The sequence below is a fragment of the Arthrobacter sp. 05N33_2 genome (genome assembly GCF_056397425.1).
Genome location: NZ_JBFTNJ010000041.1, coordinates 12666 through 30265 on the forward strand (window position 1 = coordinate 12666; position 17600 = coordinate 30265).

Consider the following 17600-nt stretch of genomic DNA (forward strand, 5'->3'; position numbering starts at 1 on the left):
ATAACCGGCGCCGCGCCCTGCCGTGGAGCGTCACGCGGCGCCCGCCCGGGCGCAACGAATTCGGGCCGCCCGCCGCCCGCTCGCTAGGATTGAGGCCATGAGTTCGAACGTGACCGCAGTGAGCTACGGCCTGAAACTGTCCCTTCCCGACATCCAGCGGCTGCGTTCGCTCCTGACGGCCGCCGGGCTGGGCGTCGGGGCGGAAACCCGGACCGGCGACGCCCGCTTCGAGGTATACGCCGTCGACTGCGCCCTGGACAGTGTGCAGGACGACTCACTGGACTCCTCCCGGGGCGACTCCCAGGCCGGCGGAGCGGACAGCCGCCCGGACACCGGACGGGACGGACGGACTGCAGACGCCGCCACAGCCGCCGCGGTTGCGGAAGCCCGCCTGGACGGTGCGCGCCGTGCGCTGGCGGCCGCCGGCATCGAGGGCGTCGACACGGCCCTGGTTCCGGCAGCACTGCGCAGCGCGCCCCGGAAGTTCCTCATCATGGACGTGGACTCCACCCTCATCCAGCAGGAAGTGATCGAGCTGCTGGCCGCCTACGCCGGCAAGCGCGAGGAAGTGACGGCGGTGACCGAGGCGGCCATGCGCGGCGAGCTGGACTTCGCCCAGAGCCTGCACGCCCGGGTGGCGGTCCTCGCGGGGCTGCCCGCGGACGTCGTCGAGTCGGTCCGCGCCGAGGTCAGGCTGACCGAGGGCGCCGCCGAGCTGGTGGCGGCGTTCCAGGCTGCCGGCCATGCCGTGGCCGTCGTGTCCGGCGGCTTCAACCAGATCCTCCGGCCGATCGCCGAAGACCTGGGGCTGCACTACTGGATCGCGAACGAACTCGAAATCGTCGACGGCGCCTTGACCGGCAAGGTGCTCGGCGACGTGATCGACCGGGCGGCCAAGGAGAAGTACCTGCGCGAATGGGCTGCGGCCGAGGGCATCCCGATGGAACACACGATCGCCGTGGGCGACGGCGCGAACGACCTCGACATGCTGGGCGCCGCCGGGATCGGCATCGCCTTCAACGCGAAGCCGGCCGTCCGCGCTGCCGCGGACGCCGCCGTCAACCTTCCCTATCTTGACGCCGTCCGGTATATCGCCGGAGTCTGATGCATTAACCGGGAAGGCACGTTCCGGCAATGTTTAGTCAAGCATTGCCGGGACGTGCCTTCTCTACGCGACATCCCGGCGCGCGTGGCGGCCTGCGCCTAGCTGGAGCTCTTATCCGCTGCCTGGTCCGCGGTCTTACCGAAATAATCCGCACCGCCAACGTATTCCGTGTGGCCGGTTTCGACATCGGCCGAGGCCATCTTGGCGACCTCGGCGGCAAACTCCTTGACYGAGTACAGCTTGCCGGCTTCTGCGCGGCGGGCCTCGATGGCGCCGGGGTTGGACCGGTCAAGCAGGGTGGCCGTGACGGTGCCCTCGATCATGTCGCCGGAGACGACCACGAGCGTGATCCCCTTCTCGGCCAGGTTCGGGACGAGTGCCCGGAGTGCATCCTCGCCGGCGCGCTTGCTGCGGGCCACGGGCTCGTACTCGGGCATGGTGGGCACCGTGTCGATGAAGTGGGCCTGGTGGCTGGTCACGAAGACCACGCGCGAGCCGTGGGGCATGAGCGCGACGGCGGCGTTGAGCATGTTCACCTGGGCGTCGCGGTTCAGCTTCAGCGCGTAGCCCTCTTCCATGCCGGTCTCCATGCCGCCGGAGGCGTTGAGGACCAGGAGGTCGAGCGAGCCGAAGTTCTCCATCGCGGCGCTGGCGAGGGCCTGGACGCCTTCCTGGGTGGTGAGGTCCGCCCCGACGGCCGCGGCACGGCCGCCGTCGGCTTCGATCTCGGCGACGACCTTGTTGGCGCGCGGCGCCTTCTGGCGGTAGTTGACGACGACGGCCGCACCCTCGGCGGCGAGGATTTTGGCCACTTCGGCGCCGATTCCGCGCGACGAACCGGTCACGATCGCAGTCTTGTTCTCCAGCAGTCCCATACGAGCTCCTTTGTTCCAAACGTCCAAATACTGTGGGTCTGCAATCCATCATGCCAGCGGACCGCACCATTACAGTTGTTCAGCATCCACAAAGAAGCCCCGGCGGCGTAGTTCCGTCGTCACGTGGCTTGAACATGCCGGGGGTGGGTCAGCCGCGGTCGATCCGGATCTTCGTCGTCGCTTCACCGGTCACAACCTTGGGCGCCGGTGCGCGGACTTCCAGGACGCCGTCCTTGTACGTGGCGGTGATGTCTTCTTCCCTCACCCCCGCGGGCAGCGCGATGCTCCGGGCGGCCCGGCCGTAGCGGAACTCCGAGCGGTAACCGTCCTTGCTCTTGTGCTCGGACGACTCCCGCCGCTCGACCGCAATATTTAGCACGCCCTCGCCGACCGAGACGTCGACGTCCCGGTCCGGGTCGATCCCCGGCGCTTCCGCCCGCACCACCAGGGTGGTGCCCTCCTGGAACTGTTCGATCTTGATCCCTGGCGCTATGGACAGATCACCGTCAAGGAAGCGGCGGACCGGTTCCAGCATGTCCGAGGGCGTCCATTTGCTGAGATCACTCATGATTTCCTCCTGCGTCCACGCCCCTGCCGCGGCATGGTCAGGGGCTGTGAGCCCATTACACGCTCCAGGAGCCCCGGAGCCAAGGGCAAAAAGGCCCGGCGCGGAACCCGGCCCGGAACCCGGCCCGGAACCCGGCCCGGAAAACTGTGCGTCTCCAGTGGCCCGGTCCGGGTTGCAATAGACAGCGGACTCAGAACAAGCGGACACAGAACAAGCGGACACAGCACAGCGGACGACGGCGGAATCCGCCGTCGTCCGCTGTGCTCCGCAGGAGTCCTGCGTCGTCCTGCTGCGTCAGGGGCTAGTGGCCCATTCCGAGGCCGCCGTCGACCGGAATGACCGCACCGGAAATGTAGGACGCTTCGTCGCTGGCGATCCAGCGCACGACGTTGGCGACCTCGGAGGCCTCGGCGAAGCGGCCGGCGGGAACCTTGGTCAGGTAGTCCTTCTGCGTGGCCTCGGGCAGCTCGGCCGTCATGTCGGTGTTGATGAAGCCGGGCGCSACCACATTCGCGGTGATSCCGCGSGCGCCSAGCTCGCGGGTSAGSGASCGGGCGATKCCSACCAGGCCKGCCTTGGASGCRGAGTAGTTGATCTGGCCCGGCGCGCCGTAGAGGCCGGAGACGGAGGAAATCAGCACCACGCGGCCCTTGCGCGCCCGGATCATGCCCTTGGATGCGCGCTTGATCACCCGGAAGGCGCCCGTGAGGTTCGTGTCGATCACCGAGGTGAAGTCGTCTTCGCTCATCCGCATCAGGAGCGTGTCCTTGGTGATGCCGGCATTGGCCACAAGGACTTCCACCGGGCCGTGGGCGGCTTCGACTTCCGCGAACGCGGCGTCCACCGACGCTTCGTCCGTGACGTCCGCTTTGACGCCGAGGATGCCCTCGGGCAGCGACGATTCGCTGCGGAAGGTCACGGCCACCTTGTCGCCGTTGGCCAGGAAGGACTCGGCGATGGCCAGGCCGATCCCGCGGTTTCCGCCGGTGATCAGAACGCTGCGGCCAGTGGTGGTTGTGTCAGTCATATGGGGCTCCGGGATTCTGCGGCAGGGAGGGCCGCGCTGGGGGCTGGAATTTTCCTGCCTCCGATCTTAGCGCCCGGTTCGCTCCCGTTTGGGCGGCTCCGCCGATGGTGAGAGAATCGAAGTAAGCCTTGGGAGCGTGATCTGACAGCCGTGACACTCAAAAACCGACCCGGTGCGCATGTGCCCGGGAGGCCGGACTCCGAGTCCGGCGGTACCGAGGTGCACAGCATCACCGACGCCGCTGCTGCGCACTCGGACGAGATGCACCAGCGGATGGTGAAGTATGCCATCGCCATGGGCATCCGCATGGTCTGCCTGATCCTGATTTTTGTCGTGGATGGCTGGTTCAAGCTCCTGCCGATTGCCGGCGCCGTCTTCCTGCCCTGGGTGGCGGTGGTGATCGCCAATGGCAGCGACAAGGCGGAAATCCACAGTGACTCGCTCCTGGACTATGCTCCGCTCGCAGAGCTGGACGCACCGGAAACCGCGGGCCCCGCCGGGCAGGATCCAAACGGGCAGGATTTGAACGACGGCGCAGACGGTGCAGGGACGCTGCTGCAGGGTGAGCTGATCGAAGATGAGAACGACGACGACCACGGACGGGCAGCTTCATGAATCTCTTTGACCTGGCCGGGACCGGGGGGGACAAGGCCGCGGCCCCGGGCACCGTCTGCTCGCGGAAAGCCTGCCGCGCGGCGGCGGAATGGCAGCTGCTGTGGAACAATCCCAAGATCCACACCCCGGAGCGGCGCAAGATCTGGCTGGCGTGCGGGGAGCACCGCGCGTGGCTTGAGGACTACCTCCAGACGCGCGGACTGTGGAAAGAGACTGTGGTCCTCGGCGCAGAGAACGTCCCCCTCCCGCCAGTGACCGCCCCTCTCGACCCGTCAGGCAGGATCGGCTGAATGTACCGCTTTCTCTTCTCCAGTAAATGGCTGGGGTACTTGTTGCTGGCCGCGATTTTCGCTGCCGGCTGCGTTGGGCTGGGCCGGTGGCAGATGGACCGCCGCGCCGAGACCCTGGCCGAAATCAACCGGGTGGTCTCCAACTACTCGGCCACCCCCGTGCCGTTCGCCGATGTCCGCGACCAGTTCAGCCGGCTGAATCCGGAGCGGGAGTGGACCCAGGTGGAACTGAAGGGCAGCTACGACGCCGCCGGCCAGCGCATTGTCCGCAACCGCCCGCTCAACGGCCAGCCCGGCTACGAGGTGGTGGTCCCCTTCAAGCTCCAGTCCGGCGAAACCGTGGTGATCGACCGTGGCTGGCTGCCCATCGGCAACAACACCCCGGGACGGCCCGACTCAGTGCCTGCCCCGCCGCAGGGGCCGGTGACGGTGGTTGCCCGCCTCAAGCCGGCCGAGCCCGAGCTGCAGCGCGGCGCCCCTGACGGACAGCTGGCCTCGATCGACCTTTCCGCCTATTCCGGGCAGCTGGGCTATCCGCTGCTGACGGGCGCCTACGGACAGCTGGCCTCCGAGTCGCCGTCGGTGCAGGACATGCCGTTCCCGTTCCCTAAACCGACCACTGATGAGGGCACCCACCTGTCCTACTCCCTGCAGTGGTTCGCGTTCGGCGTGCTGATGTTCGTCGGGTTCGGCTACGCGGCCAGGCAGCAGGCCCGCAACGCCGCGATCGACGCGGAGGACGCCGAAGCCGAGGCCGCCGAGGGCGTGTTCCTGCACTCCAGCGGCCCGGTGGCCCGCCGTCGTCCTGCTCCGCGGAAGCGCAAGAACGCGACGGCGGAAGAAGAGGAAGACGCCATCCTCGACGCCCAGGGGTTCTGAGCGATGAGCCCTGACGCCTTTCCCGGCCCGGTGGCCAACGTCAAGCGTGCCCTCACCGCCCTGGGCGCCCAGGACACCGTGACGGTGTTCGACGCGAAGGTGCCGACGGCGGCAGCGGCCGCCGCCGCGCTGGGCTGCAATGTCGCGGCGATCACCAACAGCCTGGTGTTCGAGCTCGAAGGCACCCCGCTGCTCATCCTGGCCAGCGGCGCGGCCAAGGTGGACGTCCGCAAGGTCGCGGACCGGCTGGGCACGGGCAAGATCCGTCGTGCCTCCCCCGAGTTCGTCCTGGCCCACACCGGCCAGGAGGTCGGCGGCGTCGCCCCGGTAGGCCACTCGGAGAAGATCCGGACCCTGCTGGATGAGTCGTTGTCGGCCCACCGCGTGCTCTGGGCGGGGGCAGGGGACCACAACTCGATGTTCTCGATCAGCTACGCGGACCTGCACCGGATCACGGGCGCGGAAGAGATGCCGGTCCGCTGACCCGGCTGCCTCGCTGCTGGGGCCGTTTTCAGTGCCGGGCACGGCCCCGGCTGCGGGTCGGTTGGGTGACTTACGCCAGCGTGATGAGGTCCAGGTAGTCTTCGTTCCAGTGGTCCTCGATGCCGTCGGGAARCAGGACGACACGCTCCGGGYTGAGCGCCTCGACGGCGCCCTCATCGTGGCTGACCAGGACGACGGCGCCGGTGTAGTTGCTCAGGGCCCCGAGGATTTCGGCGCGGCTGGCGGGGTCCAGGTTGTTGGTGGGTTCGTCGAGGAGCAGCACGTTCGCGCTCGAGGCCACGATGGTGGCCAGCGCCAGCCGGGTCTTCTCGCCGCCGGAGAGCACACCGGCGGGCTTGTCGACGTCGTCGCCGGAGAACAGGAATGAGCCCAGGATGTTGCGGACTTCCGCGTCGTTCATGTCCGGGGCGGAGGAGCGCATGTTCTGCAGGACAGTGCGGTCCACGTCGAGCGTCTCGTGCTCCTGCGCGTAGTAGCCCACCTTCAGGCCGTGGCCCGCAACGACTTCGCCGGTGTCCGGCTTGTCGACGCCGGCCAGCATCCGCAGCAGCGTGGTCTTGCCGGCGCCGTTGAGGCCCAGGATGACCACCTTGGACCCGCGGTCAATGGCAAGGTCGACGTCGGTGAAGATCTCCAGCGAGCCGTAGGACTTGCTGAGGCCGTCCGCGGTGAGCGGGGTCTTGCCGCAGGGTGACGGATCCGGGAAGCGCAGTGCTGCCACGCGGTCGGTCGCGCGGACGGCTTCGAGGCCGCCGAGCAGGCGCTCGGCACGCTTGGCCATGTTCTGGGCGGCGACGGCCTTGGTGGCCTTGGCGCGCATTTTGTTGGCCTGGTCGATGAGGACCTGGGCCTTCTTTTCCGCATTGGCCCGCTCACGCTTGCGGGCGCGCTCGTCCGTTTCGCGCTGGTTGAGGTAGCGCTTCCAGTCCATGTTGTAGAAGTCGATCTGCGCGCGGTTGGGGTCGAGGAGGAAGACCTTGTTGACCGTCGCTTCGAGCAGTTCGGTGTCGTGGCTGATGACGATCAGCCCGCCCTGGTGGTTCTTGAGGAACTCACGGAGCCAGGAGATGGAATCGGCGTCGAGGTGGTTGGTGGGCTCATCGAGGAGCATGGTTTCGGCGTCCGAGTACAGGATGCGCGCAAGCTCGACGCGGCGCCGCTGTCCACCGGACAGGGTCTTGAGCGGCTGGTTCAGCAGCCGGTCCGGCAGGGCGAGGTTCGAGCAGATCGCTGCCGCCTCGGCTTCGGCGGCATAGCCGCCGGCGGCCAGGAATTCGGATTCAAGCCGGTCATAGCGGTTCATCGCCTTGCGCTGGACCGTAGCGTCCTCGCTGGCCATCTCTTCGTGCGCCAGGCGGAGCTTGCCCACGGCAATGTCCAGGCCGCGGACGGACAGGATCCGGTCCCGCGCGAGCTGCTCCATGTCCGGGGTGCGCGGATCCTGCGGCAGGTAGCCGATTTCGCCGGTGCGGGTTACCTTACCGGCGGCGGGCAGGCCCTCGCCCGCAAGCACCCGGGTCAGCGTTGTCTTGCCTGCACCGTTACGGCCGACCAGACCGATCTTGTCTCCCTTGTCGATCCGGAAGCTCACCYGGTCCATGAGGAGGCGGGCGCCGGCGCGCAGTTCRAGATCCTGGACGGTAATCAATGCAGCTAAGGCCTTTCACAACAGGGAATGCCGCGGCACGACGGGTGGAGTCTGGGCGGGGCCGGGGCAGGGCGATGCGAGAGCACGGCCTCTGCAAGTCTACCGGCACCACCCCGGCTCCCTGACATTGGCACGTATGGCAGCAGGCAGCCGCCGTCGCGATGCTGGCCCGGCCGGCTGGCCGTGTTCATTGGCGGTGCCCTCCAGCAACCGGGCCGCGCGTTAGTGGGGCGCCTACAAAAAACCGTCCGCGCGGCGGCCGTACAGTCAATATCACAATCCATATTTCCGCCGCAGCTCCCTGAGCAGCACCCCGACAGGAACATCATGACGCAAACCGACCGTCCCGCCGCAGCCAGGACCCCGCGCCGCCGGGTCCGCTGGAATGCCACCGACCTTGGCCTCATCGCCGTCTTCGCCGCCCTGGTGGCCGCTTCGGCACTGATCGCCGCCATTCCCGTAGGCGGCCTCGGCGTGCCCATCACGCTGCAGACCCTAGCCGTCATGCTCACGGGCCTGGCCCTGGGCCCTGGCCGGGCCTTCGCCGCCGTCGGCCTGTACCTGCTCCTGGGCTTCGCCGGCTTGCCGATCTTCAGTGGCGGCCGCAGCGGGCTGGGCGTCCTCGCCGGACCCTCCGCCGGCTACATCATCGGGTTCCTGCTGGCCGCCACGGCCGTCGGCTGGCTGACCGTCGTCGTGCTCAAGCGCACCGCCAACCGCAAAGGCAGACTGCGTGCCATCCTCTTGTTCGCCGCCGCCATGGTGAGCAGCATCGTCTTCATCCACGGCCTGGGCATCCTGGGCATGATGGTCAACGCCAAGCTGGACTTCTCCAAAGCCTTCCTGGCCGATCTCGTGTTCTACCCCGGCGACATCATCAAGAACGTCCTGGCCGTCAGCATCGCCTTGGCCCTGCACAAGGCCTTCCCGGACCTGCTGCTGCGCCGTGTCCGGACGGTTGACACCCGCCCGTGAGCATCATCGTCCTGGACCGGGTTTCGGTGCGGGTGCCGGTTGACGGCCGCCCCGCACCCAAGACGCTGCTCCAGGAGTTTTCGCTCGACCTGACGGAACGGCGGATCGGGGTTATCGGGGCCAACGGCTCGGGCAAGTCCACCCTCCTGAGGCTCCTGAACGGCCTCGTGGCACCCAGCGACGGCACCGTGAGAGTCGACGGCGCCGATACCGTCCGGGCCGTCCGTGAGGTCCGCCGCCGCGTGGGCTTCGTGTTCACCGACCCGCTCTCCCAGCTCGTCATGCCCACCGGACGCGAGGATGTGGAACTGTCCCTGCGCCGCTCCATCCGCAACGCCACCGAGCGCAGGGCCCACGCGGAGTCGGTGCTGGAACGGTTCGGTCTCCTGCCGCTGGCGGACCAAAGCATCTATGAGCTCTCCGGCGGCGAACGCCAGCTCCTGGCGCTGGCCGCGGTCCTGGCCGTCGATCCGGAGGTGCTGGTCCTGGACGAGCCGTCCACGCTGCTGGATCTGCGGAACCGCGAACTCCTGCGGCGCACCCTCGCCGGGCTCCGCCAGCAGGTGATTCTGTCCACCCACGACCTCGAGCTGGCACTGGACATGGACCGCGTCCTGGTGGTGGATGCCGGGAAGGTGGTGTTCGACGGCGAACCGGCAACCGCCGTCGCCCGTTACCGCGCCCTGTGCGCGGCGGGCCTGCCAGCGGCTGACGGCGTCCCAGCAGGCGGTGGGCTCGGCGGCGTAGCCGGCGGCCGGCTGGAGCGGGCCGTGCCCGACCAGGCCCGGCGGGAGCAGGCGTGAGCGGTCACGGCTTCCTGCTGGCGGCGTATGTGCCGGGCTCGTCCCTGGTCCACCGTGCGCCGCTGTGGCTGAAGTTCCTGCTGGTCGTTGGGTGCGGAATGACGTCGTTCCTGATCGCGGACTGGGCCGTGTCGGCCGTCATGCTGGTGCTGCTCTGCGGACTGTTCCTGCTCAGCGGGGCCGGCCCGGCCCGGCTGTTCCGCGCGGTGCGTCCGGTTCTTCCGGTACTCGTGGCGATCGGGCTTTTTCAATGGTGGCAGCTGGGCGCACCGACCGCCGCCCGGATCGTCCTGAACGTCCTGGTCTGCGTCGTCGCGGCGTCTATCCTGACCGCCACCACTCCTGTGCAGGCACTCCTCGACGGCGTGGCGTCGCTTGCCCGGCCGTTCCGGCGCTTCGGTGCGGACCCGGAACGCTTCGCCCTGACCATCGCCATCATGCTCCGCAGCATCCCGTTCGTTGCCGGGGCCTACACGGACGTGCGCGACTCGGCCCGGGCGCGCGGGCTCGAACGCAACCCGCGGGCCCTGGTGTTGCCCGTCTTCATCAGCACGGTGGCCTTCGCCCGGCAGACCGGCGAAGCCCTCGCCGCCCGTGGGCTGGGCGAGCCGGAGGACCCGGAGGACTAGGCCCGGATGGCCGGGCCGCGGTTCCGCTGCCTCCCCCGGTGGACATGCCCTCCCCCGGCCGCGAACTGCTCCCCGGGAGTCGGAACTGAATATCTCAGTCCAACTTCCGGGGAGCAGTTCACCGCCGCAAGTGGAGATTTGGCCTATATGTCCACCCTGCGCCGCGAAGAATGGGCATGTCCCCCCGGTGTCCAGGCGAAGAATGGGCATGCCCTCCCCTGCCCGCAGCCAGTGAACATGTGGCCCATATGTCCACTCCTCGTGCCCAGGACCGGGCATGTCCCCCGCCGGCACCTGCCACGCACATGTCCCCCCTCCCGGGGTCAGGTCAGGCGCGCGTACCCCAGCAGTGCGGCCGTGCCCATGCCGCCTGCGATGCTGATCATCGCCAGGGAAAGCTGCCCCGGCTCCGGGGACCTGCGGGCCTGTGCCAGCAGCCGGGTGACCAGCACCGCGCCCGAGGCTCCATAGGCGTGACCAAGGGCCAGGGCCCCGCCGTCGAGGTTCGCCAGCTCTGGGTCAATCCCCAGCTGGTCAAAGCATGCGAGCGTCTGGGCCGCGAAGGCCTCGTTGAATTCCACCAGGCCCACGTCCGCGGCCGTCAGTCCGTGTGCCGCGAGGAGCCGTTCGGCCGCCGCGGCCGCGCCGATGCCGAGCAGCTGCGGCGCCACCCCGGCAGTGTCGGTTCCCAGGACCAGCAGCCCGTCGGCGGCGCCCAGCTGCCGGGCCCGCTCCATGGACGTGACAACGACGGCGGCGGCACCGTCGGCGTCGAAACAGGAGTTACCGGCCGTGACCGTGCCGCCGCTGGCAAATACAGGCGGGAAACGGGCCATCAGGGCCGGGCCAAGACTCGGCCGCGGACCGTCGTCGGCTGCCGCGGACTCGCCGGAGCCGGCGGCGAGGGGCACGATTTCGGCGTCGAACGTCCCGGCGGCCGCGGCTGCCGAGGCGCGTTGGTGGCTGCGGAGCGCGAAAGCGTCCTGGCGTTGCCGGCTGATGCCGAAGTGGGCGGCGACGTTTTCGGCCGCCACCCCCATGTCGGGGTCGCCGAAGCTCAGCGGCGCGAACTGGGCCCGGCTGTAGAAGTCCGGGCTGCCGTCGTCGTTGCGGTGGGCGCGGAGCGGAGCCGTGCTGATGCTCTCGACGCCGCCCGCGAGGTACAGGCCGCCGCCGCCCGCCGCGACCAGCCGGGAGGCCAGGACGATCGCGTCCAGACCGGAGCCGCATTGCCGGTCCACGGTGACGCCGGGGACGGTGACCGGCAGGCCCGCCTCCAGCGCGGCGAGCCGGGCCACGTTCCCGCCGCCGCCCACGGCGTTGCCGATCACGACGTCGGTCACGGCCTCTGCGGTTGCGCCGGCGCCGGCATCGGCGAGCAGGCTGCGGAGCACCGGAGCCAGGAGTTCGTGGGCACGGAGCTTCTTCAGGGCCCCGTTGGCCCGGCACAGCGGCGTCCGGCGCGCGGCGATGATCACCGGCTGCCTGTCCTCGGGCAGTAGCCCGAGGAACGACAGCCCGGGAACAGACCGCCCGCGAAAAGACGGTCCGCGGGTCGGCTGCCCGGGTGCTGCCGGCCCGCTGCCCGCGCGCGGCTCAGCCAAGACGCCGGATCCTGGGATCGTTCCGGGCCACCCAGTCCAGCAGCAGCTGCCGGCTGATTTTGCCGCGGTCCGTCAGGGGCAGCTCAGTCAGCACGAAGTACTCCAGGGGGCGCTTGTTCCGGGCCAGCACATCGTCGATCCCGGACCGCAGCTGGGTGGCGGTGACCGCCCCGTGCGAGGGCACGACGCCGGCCACGACGCGCTGGCCGCGAAGATCGTCAAGCATGCCGGCCGCCACGGCCGCCGCGACGCCCGGGACGGAGGCCAGCGCCATCTCGACCTCATGCGGGTAGACGTTGGTGCCGGCGGTGATGATCATGTCGGAGCGGCGGCCCAGCATGTGCAGGGTCCCGTCGGAGAGGTAGCCCTGGTCCCCCACGGTGTACCAGCCGTCGAAACAGCGCAGCGCCTGGCCGTCGTCACCCCACAGGTAGCCGTTGCTGACCATGCCGCTGCGGACGCAGATGTTGCCGTCGCTGCCGTCCGGGAGTTCGGCGCCGTCGTCGCCGAGGATGCGGATTTCGACGCCGGGAAAGGGCTTCCCGATGCCGGTCCCGCCCGGCTCGACGGGCTCGCCCGGGCGCAACCCGGCGCCCGAGRCGAAGCTGAGCTCGGAGGCGCCGTAGTACTCGAAAATGGTCGCGTTGGGGGCCCAGCGCCGGGCCGCCTCCAGCGTCCGGGCGTCCAGCTTGGAACCGGCGCAGATGATGCTGCGGATGCCGGAGGCATCGACACCGCCGGTAAGGCCCCGCTCGCTGAGCAGCCGGAGCATGGTGGGCACCACGACCAGGCGGGTGATGCCGTCGTGGCTGACGGCCGCGTGGGCGGCACCGACGTCGAAGTGGTCCAGGCTGTGGAACTCGGCGCCGGCATACAGGCATTCGGCGAGGGCGTAGAGGTTCAGGCTTGCCGCGAGCGGCCCGGGAGCCAGGGACTTGTCGTCCTGCGTCAGTGCGAAGAATTCGATGGAGGCCTCGAAGGATTCCTGCCAGGACCGCCGCGAGCGGGTGAACGCCTTGGGCACCGAGGTCGTGCCGGACGTCAGGCCGACCAGGAACGAGGTCTCCGGCGGCCCGTCGACCAAGAACGGGTCCGGCCCGGGAACTGCACGCGCCGGACCCGTTTCCGTCCCGGCGATGCGGGCGGTGATGCCGTCCTGGAGTTGCTGGGGCCAGGCCGGGTCCAACACGGCGCACTGCCGCTCACCAGCCACGGCCGCGGCGAACGCTATGGCGAAGTGAGTTGAATTTTGTTCGGACAGCACAGTGATGGCCGGCGCCGAGGGCACCAGGGCCGCCGCGTTGTCCCGCAGGGCAGACCAGCTGAGGTGCTCTCCGGACACGACGACGGCTGTCTCGTCGGGACGGTCATCGGCCCAGCGCTGGAGTCTGTCGAGAAAAGGCATCGAACCAACTTTAGCGTTGCCGGGCGCCGCGGCTGCGTGTGCGGGATATTGTGACTCCATGAGCTTTAACGACAACGCCCCGCTGGACCCGTCACAAGTCCAGGACCGTCGCAGGATGGGCCGCGGCCCGATGATCGGCGGCGGGATCGGCGGCGGCATCATCCTGCTGCTGGCAGCCCTCTTTGGCATCAACCCCCAGCTTCTCGAGGGTCTGGCCGGCACCGTCCAGGAGCCCCAGTCGCAGAGCCAGGGCTCTGCCCCCGCCTGCCAGACCGGCGCCGACGCCGACGCCCGCCTCGACTGCAGGATCACCGGCACGGTGAACAGCCTGAACGCCTTCTGGCCGGCCTATTTGTCGCAGTACAACACCAAGTACCCGCGGCCGAAGGCAGTGATCTTCACCGGCGGAACCAACACCGGCTGCGGCGCCGCCACCTCGGACGTGGGGCCGTTCTACTGCCCCGTTGACACCACGGCGTACTTCGATCCCGGCTTCTTCCAGGAGCTTGTGGACCGGTTTGGCTCCTCAGGCGGTCCCCTGGCGCAGGAATATGTGGTGGCCCACGAATTCGGCCACCACGTCCAGAACCTGCTTGGCGACCTCGACCGGGCGCAACAGGATCCGCAGGGCCCCGGCTCCGGGGGTGTCCGGGTTGAGCTCCAGGCAGACTGCTACGCAGGGCTGTGGGCCCACTATGCAACGACGCAGGCGGATCCCAAGACCGGCCAGCCCTATCTCGACCCCTTCACTGACCAGGACGTGAAGGACGCCCTGTCGGCGGCCTCCGCCGTCGGTGATGACCGCATCCAGAAGGCCGCCACGGGCCGCGTCTCACCGGAGGCATGGACCCATGGCTCAAGTGCCCAGCGGCAGAAGTGGTTCTACCAGGGGTACACCACCGGGGACATCAACAAGTGCGACACGTTCGCGGTGGCAACGCCTTAGCCCCACCCCCTGGCCCCAACCCTTCGGCCCAACTCTCGGGCCTAAACCCGAGGCCTCACCCGCGCTGCCGGCGCCGGATCGGGACCTCGACGTAGCTGAGGAATCCGGCGTGGCCCAGGTGCCGGTGCTTTGCGTGCCACACGGGCCGGTATTGGTGCCCGAAGGGGTCGGTCACGAGGACCGATTCCAGCCGGTCGTTTCCGGCCAGGAGGCGGTCGACGTCGGCCAGCGCATTGCGCCGCGTCGCCAGACCGTCGATGTCCAGGCTCCAAAGTCCCAGCTCAGCATCGGTTCCGCGTTCCAGCTGCAGCGTCTCGAACAGTCCGGCCACGAGCCCGGCGAGCCCGACGGGGTCAACCCGTTGCAGCCGGAGGGATTCGGGATGCACGTCACGCGCCTCGGCGAGGGCCTGGCGCAGCCAGTGGAACTCCACCGATCCCAGGGGCGGTCCCATGCGCAGGTGGCGGTTCTCGTCCAGCTCCAGCCGGTAGGTAGTGGCGCTGCGGTCCATGATGCACGGAGCTTCGCCGACATATTCGAAGTCGGCCAGCAGGGCTTCCCGGGACCGGTAGTAGGAGAACTCGCCGCTGTCCTCGACAACCACGAAGTCCTTGCCCGCATCGGAGGGCCGCGGCGGTGGCGTGGCATCCATTCCCGTGTGCCTCCTGTTCGACGGCGTGCCCGGCCCGAAGCGTGTGGACCCGTTGTCTTTATCAGACCACCGCCGGGACGATATGGGAACGGCGGCGGGAACGCCGGAACGAAATGACGACGGCGGCCCCGCCTCAATGAGGAGGGGCCGCCGTCGGCGTAATTAGGGAGGCGGTGGGGACCTAGATGTTGAAGCCCAGGGCTCGCATCTGGTCGCGGCCGTCCTCGGTGATCCGTTCCGGACCCCATGGCGGCATCCACACCCAGTTGAGCCGCCAGTCGTCGACGATCCCGTCCAGGGCCTTGCCGACCTGCTCCTCGATCACGTCGGTGAGCGGGCAGGCAGCGGTGGTGAGCGTCATGTCGATCAGCAGGGCGCCGTCGTCGTCCGAGTACTTCAGACCGTACAGCAGGCCCAGATCAACGATGTTCACCCCGAGTTCCGGGTCGATCACATCCTTGAGCGCCTCTTCGACATCCTCGAGGCCCGTGCGGGCCACATTGAGTTCGGTCATTGCGGAGTCCTAACTACGCCTGGGCTGCAGCCRTGGCGGCAGCGATGGTGGCCGCCCCTGCGCCGGTGGCGTAGCGGTCGTAGCCTTCGTCTTCGAGGCGGTCGGCGAGCTCCGGGCCGCCCTCTTCCACAACCTGGCCATCGACGAACACGTGCACGAAGTCCGGCTTGATGTAGCGCAGGATCCGGGTGTAGTGCGTGATGAGCAGGGTGCCCATGTTGCCTTCGCCGTGGGCGCGGTTGACGCCCTCGGAGACAACCTTGAGCGCGTCGACGTCCAGGCCGGAGTCGGTCTCGTCGAGGATGGCGAACTTCGGCTTGAAGAGCTCGAGCTGGAGGATCTCGACGCGCTTCTTCTCGCCGCCGGAGAAGCCTTCGTTGACGTTGCGCTGGGTGAAGTCGGCGTCGATGCGCAGCTGCGCCATGGCGGCCTTGACGTCCTTGGTCCACGTGCGCAGCTTGGGGGCTTCGCCGTCGATCGCGGTCTTGGCGGTGCGCAGGAAGTTGGTCATGCTCACGCCCGGGACCTCGACAGGGTACTGCATGGCGAGGAACAGGCCGGCGCGGGCGCGCTCGTCGACGCTCATGGCGAGGACGTCTTCACCGTCGAGGGTGATCGTGCCGGAGGTGACGTTGTAGCGCGGGTGCCCGGCGATGGTGGACGCCAGCGTGGACTTGCCGGAGCCGTTGGGGCCCATGATGGCGTGCGTCTCGCCGGTCCTGATGGTCAGGCTGACGCCCTTCAGGATTTCCTTGGTGCCCTGCTCGGTGTCAATGCTGACGTGCAGGTCCTTGATCTCAAGAGTCGACATGTGTCTTGTTCTCCTCTGCACCGTGCCCTCGGCACTGTGCGTTTTCTTGGCGATAAGTTTTCTTGTGCGGGTTGCCGGCTGCAGGCAGCTAGCTGAAGTTGGGAGCCTCGGCGCCGTTCAGGACGTTGGTGAAGTCCACGTAGACCTCGTCATCCAGGACGGTCACGGCAAACACGGGAACGGGATCATAGGCCGGCAGCTGGAGCGGCTCGCCGCTGCGCAGGTCGAACTGGGAGCCGTGGCCCCAGCACTCGATCTTGCAGCCTTCGACTTCTCCTTCGGAGAGCGAAATGTCCGCGTGCGAGCAGGTGTCGCCGATGGCGTGGATCTCCCCCATCGAGTCCTTCACGATCGCTACCGGGTAGTCGTCGATCAGGATCCGCAGCGCCTGCTTGAGTTGGATCTCGCTGGCGTTGCAGACTAGCTCGCCCTTTGGCTGTTCAGTCATTGATGTCGTCCGTGTTCTCTGGTGCTGCGCACTAGTGGTTGGTCGCCGCGAGTTCGCGCTCGACGGCTTCCGTGAGGCGCTCTTCGATGGCCGGAACGTTGATCTTCTGGATGATCTCGTTCAGGAACCCGCGGACCACCAGGCGGCGGGCCACCTCTTCCGGGATGCCACGGGCCATCAGGTAGAACAGGTGCTGATCATCGAATCGTCCGGTGGCGCTGGCGTGGCCGGCGCCGGCGATCAGGCCGGTCTCAATCTCAAGGTTCGGCACGGAATCGGCGCGGGCACCGTCGGTCAGGACCAGGTTGCGGTTGGCCTCGTAGGTGTCGGTGCCTTCTGCTTCCTTGCGGATCAGAACGTCACCGACCCACACGGTGTGCGCGTTGCGGCCCTGCAGGGCGCCCTTGTACAGGACGTTGGACTTGCAGTTGGCCACGGCGTGGTCAACGAACAGGCGCTGCTCGAGGTGCTGGCCGGCGTCGGCGAAGTACAGGCCGAACAGTTCCACTTCGGCGCCCGGGGCGGTGAAGCGTGCCGAAGGCGTGACCCGCACAAGGTCGCCGCCGAGGCTGACGACGATGTGCTTGAACTTCGCGTCGCGGCCGAGCTTCGCCTGCTGGGAGGAGGCGTGGACGGCGTCGTCGTTCCATTCCTGGAGCGAGATGACGGTCAGCTGCGCGCCGTCCTCAACGAGGATTTCGATGTTTTCCGAGACGACGGCGGTGCCCTGGTGGTCCAGGACGACGACGGACTTGGAGAACTTTTCCGCGACGATCACGACGTGCTGCGCGGAAGCTTCGGTGCCCTGGCCGGTCAGCAGCACGCTGACCTCGCCCTCCACCTCGACCTCGGACGGGACCGTGATGACGGTGGCCTCGGCGAAGTTCTCCCAGGCGTTCGCGGAGACGCGGTCCTCGGGGATGGCGGCGGAGCCGATCCGGCGGTCGTCACGGCCGACGGTCTCGACCCTGACGCTGTCCGGAGCGGTGACGCTCACGGCCGGCGCCGCACCGGTGAGGACCTCGGTGTGMAGGCCGCGGAGSCGCTTGAGCGGGGTGAAGCGCCAGTCCTCCTCCATGCCGGTCAGCGGTTTGAAGTCCGCCAGCTTGTAGGAGGTCAGGCGGCCGGCGCGTGAGCTGTCCGGTACGCCGACGCCGCCGCCGTGCGAGTGGCGCTTGACGGCTTCGCCGGCGAACGCGATGGAAAGGGTCTCGCCCTTGGCGCCTTCGCCCACGAGGTAGACGGCCGGGTACTTCATGGTGACCTTGGAGCCGATGTTGCCATCGATCCACTCCATGGTGG

The 17600-nt window shown here is 68.4% G+C and carries 19 protein-coding genes and 2 pseudogenes; 9 read left to right on the forward strand and 12 right to left on the reverse strand.

All coding sequences use genetic code 11. The annotated features are described in order from the left end of the window. Nucleotides 1-97 precede the first annotated feature (97 nt). Nucleotides 98-1105: a phosphoserine phosphatase SerB gene (gene serB, locus AC1DHX_RS14755; RefSeq protein WP_476849640.1), complete on the forward strand. Its 1008-nt coding sequence runs from the start codon at nt 98-100 to the stop codon at nt 1103-1105. Nucleotides 1106-1203: 98 nt separating this feature from the next. Here the strand turns inward: serB and AC1DHX_RS14760 are convergent, their stop codons facing one another. From AC1DHX_RS14760 to fabG, 3 genes are all read right to left on the reverse strand, one after another. After that, nucleotides 1204-1980: an SDR family oxidoreductase gene (locus AC1DHX_RS14760; RefSeq protein WP_476849639.1), complete on the reverse strand. Its 777-nt coding sequence runs from the start codon at nt 1978-1980 to the stop codon at nt 1204-1206. Nucleotides 1981-2128: 148 nt separating this feature from the next. Continuing rightward, the gene (locus AC1DHX_RS14765; protein ID WP_028275538.1) at nt 2129-2548 is read right to left on the reverse strand and encodes an Hsp20/alpha crystallin family protein; all 420 of its coding nucleotides are present in this window, start codon (nt 2546-2548) and stop codon (nt 2129-2131) included. Between the two features lie 301 nt (nt 2549-2849). Continuing rightward, a complete protein-coding gene (gene fabG / locus AC1DHX_RS14770) occupies nt 2850-3575 on the reverse strand; it encodes a 3-oxoacyl-ACP reductase FabG (RefSeq protein ID WP_476858590.1) in 726 nt (241 codons plus the stop codon). A 150-nt stretch (nt 3576-3725) separates the two neighbouring features. Between fabG and AC1DHX_RS14775 the strand changes: the two genes are divergently transcribed. The 4 genes from AC1DHX_RS14775 to AC1DHX_RS14790 are packed head-to-tail and all read left to right on the forward strand — an operon-like array spanning nt 3726 to nt 5842. Continuing rightward, nucleotides 3726-4190 (forward strand): DUF3099 domain-containing protein, encoded by a 465-nt coding sequence (locus tag AC1DHX_RS14775; RefSeq protein ID WP_476858591.1) that lies wholly within the window; start codon nt 3726-3728, stop codon nt 4188-4190. Beyond that, nucleotides 4187-4480, forward strand: coding sequence for a hypothetical protein (locus AC1DHX_RS14780; protein ID WP_476849638.1), 294 nt, complete (start codon nt 4187-4189; stop codon nt 4478-4480). Before AC1DHX_RS14775 ends, AC1DHX_RS14780 begins: the two co-directional genes overlap by 4 nt. Continuing rightward, nucleotides 4481-5359: an SURF1 family cytochrome oxidase biogenesis protein gene (locus AC1DHX_RS14785; protein WP_476849637.1), complete on the forward strand. Its 879-nt coding sequence runs from the start codon at nt 4481-4483 to the stop codon at nt 5357-5359. 3 nt (nt 5360-5362) lie between these two features. After that, nucleotides 5363-5842: a YbaK/EbsC family protein gene (locus AC1DHX_RS14790; protein WP_476858592.1), complete on the forward strand. Its 480-nt coding sequence runs from the start codon at nt 5363-5365 to the stop codon at nt 5840-5842. Nucleotides 5843-5912: 70 nt separating this feature from the next. On the opposite strand, the gene AC1DHX_RS14795 is transcribed toward AC1DHX_RS14790, so the two are convergent. Beyond that, nucleotides 5913-7511: an ABC-F family ATP-binding cassette domain-containing protein gene (locus AC1DHX_RS14795; protein ID WP_476900172.1), complete on the reverse strand. Its 1599-nt coding sequence runs from the start codon at nt 7509-7511 to the stop codon at nt 5913-5915. A gap of 327 nt (nt 7512-7838) precedes the next feature. Here AC1DHX_RS14795 and AC1DHX_RS14800 point away from each other — a divergent pair, with 327 nt between their 5' ends. From AC1DHX_RS14800 to AC1DHX_RS14810, 3 genes are read left to right on the forward strand one after another with little or no spacing between them, the layout of a single operon-like run. Continuing rightward, nucleotides 7839-8486 (forward strand): biotin transporter BioY, encoded by a 648-nt coding sequence (locus tag AC1DHX_RS14800; RefSeq protein WP_476849634.1) that lies wholly within the window; start codon nt 7839-7841, stop codon nt 8484-8486. Continuing rightward, nucleotides 8483-9289 carry an energy-coupling factor ABC transporter ATP-binding protein gene (locus AC1DHX_RS14805; RefSeq protein ID WP_476858593.1) on the forward strand — a complete coding sequence of 269 codons (807 nt, stop codon included), beginning with the start codon at nt 8483-8485 and terminating at the stop codon, nt 9287-9289. Before AC1DHX_RS14800 ends, AC1DHX_RS14805 begins: the two co-directional genes overlap by 4 nt. After that, on the forward strand, nt 9286-9918 hold the full coding sequence (locus AC1DHX_RS14810) for an energy-coupling factor transporter transmembrane component T family protein (protein ID WP_476849632.1): 633 nt from the start codon (nt 9286-9288) through the stop codon (nt 9916-9918). Before AC1DHX_RS14805 ends, AC1DHX_RS14810 begins: the two co-directional genes overlap by 4 nt. A gap of 323 nt (nt 9919-10241) precedes the next feature. Here the strand turns inward: AC1DHX_RS14810 and AC1DHX_RS14815 are convergent, their stop codons facing one another. Further along, entirely contained in the window at nt 10242-11396 is a 1155-nt protein-coding gene (locus AC1DHX_RS14815; protein ID WP_476858594.1) for a thiolase family protein, read from the reverse strand. A 118-nt stretch (nt 11397-11514) separates the two neighbouring features. Continuing rightward, nucleotides 11515-12927, reverse strand: a complete 1413-nt coding sequence (locus AC1DHX_RS14820) for a class I adenylate-forming enzyme family protein (RefSeq protein ID WP_476900173.1) — start codon at nt 12925-12927, stop codon at nt 11515-11517. Nucleotides 12928-12985: 58 nt separating this feature from the next. Between AC1DHX_RS14820 and ypfJ the strand changes: the two genes are divergently transcribed. Further along, nucleotides 12986-13873, forward strand: coding sequence for a KPN_02809 family neutral zinc metallopeptidase (ypfJ, locus tag AC1DHX_RS14825; RefSeq protein ID WP_476858596.1), 888 nt, complete (start codon nt 12986-12988; stop codon nt 13871-13873). A 55-nt stretch (nt 13874-13928) separates the two neighbouring features. On the opposite strand, the gene AC1DHX_RS14830 is transcribed toward ypfJ, so the two are convergent. The 6 genes and pseudogenes from AC1DHX_RS14830 to AC1DHX_RS14855 form a co-directional block, all read right to left on the reverse strand. Beyond that, entirely contained in the window at nt 13929-14525 is a 597-nt protein-coding gene (locus AC1DHX_RS14830) for a hypothetical protein (RefSeq protein WP_476849628.1), read from the reverse strand. A gap of 181 nt (nt 14526-14706) precedes the next feature. Further along, the gene (locus tag AC1DHX_RS14835; RefSeq protein ID WP_018772973.1) at nt 14707-15039 is read right to left on the reverse strand and encodes a metal-sulfur cluster assembly factor; all 333 of its coding nucleotides are present in this window, start codon (nt 15037-15039) and stop codon (nt 14707-14709) included. A 13-nt stretch (nt 15040-15052) separates the two neighbouring features. Beyond that, nucleotides 15053-15850, reverse strand: coding sequence for a Fe-S cluster assembly ATPase SufC (gene sufC, locus AC1DHX_RS14840; RefSeq protein ID WP_476900174.1), 798 nt, complete (start codon nt 15848-15850; stop codon nt 15053-15055). Between the two features lie 88 nt (nt 15851-15938). Beyond that, nucleotides 15939-16298, reverse strand: a complete 360-nt coding sequence (locus AC1DHX_RS14845) for a non-heme iron oxygenase ferredoxin subunit (protein WP_223917407.1) — start codon at nt 16296-16298, stop codon at nt 15939-15941. Between the two features lie 31 nt (nt 16299-16329). After that, nucleotides 16330-17490, reverse strand: a pseudogene (gene sufD / locus AC1DHX_RS14850) (Fe-S cluster assembly protein SufD); the annotation flags it as partial. Further along, a pseudogene (locus tag AC1DHX_RS14855) lies at nt 17482-17600 on the reverse strand (SufD family Fe-S cluster assembly protein); the annotation flags it as partial. The pseudogenes AC1DHX_RS14855 and sufD, both read right to left, overlap by 9 nt.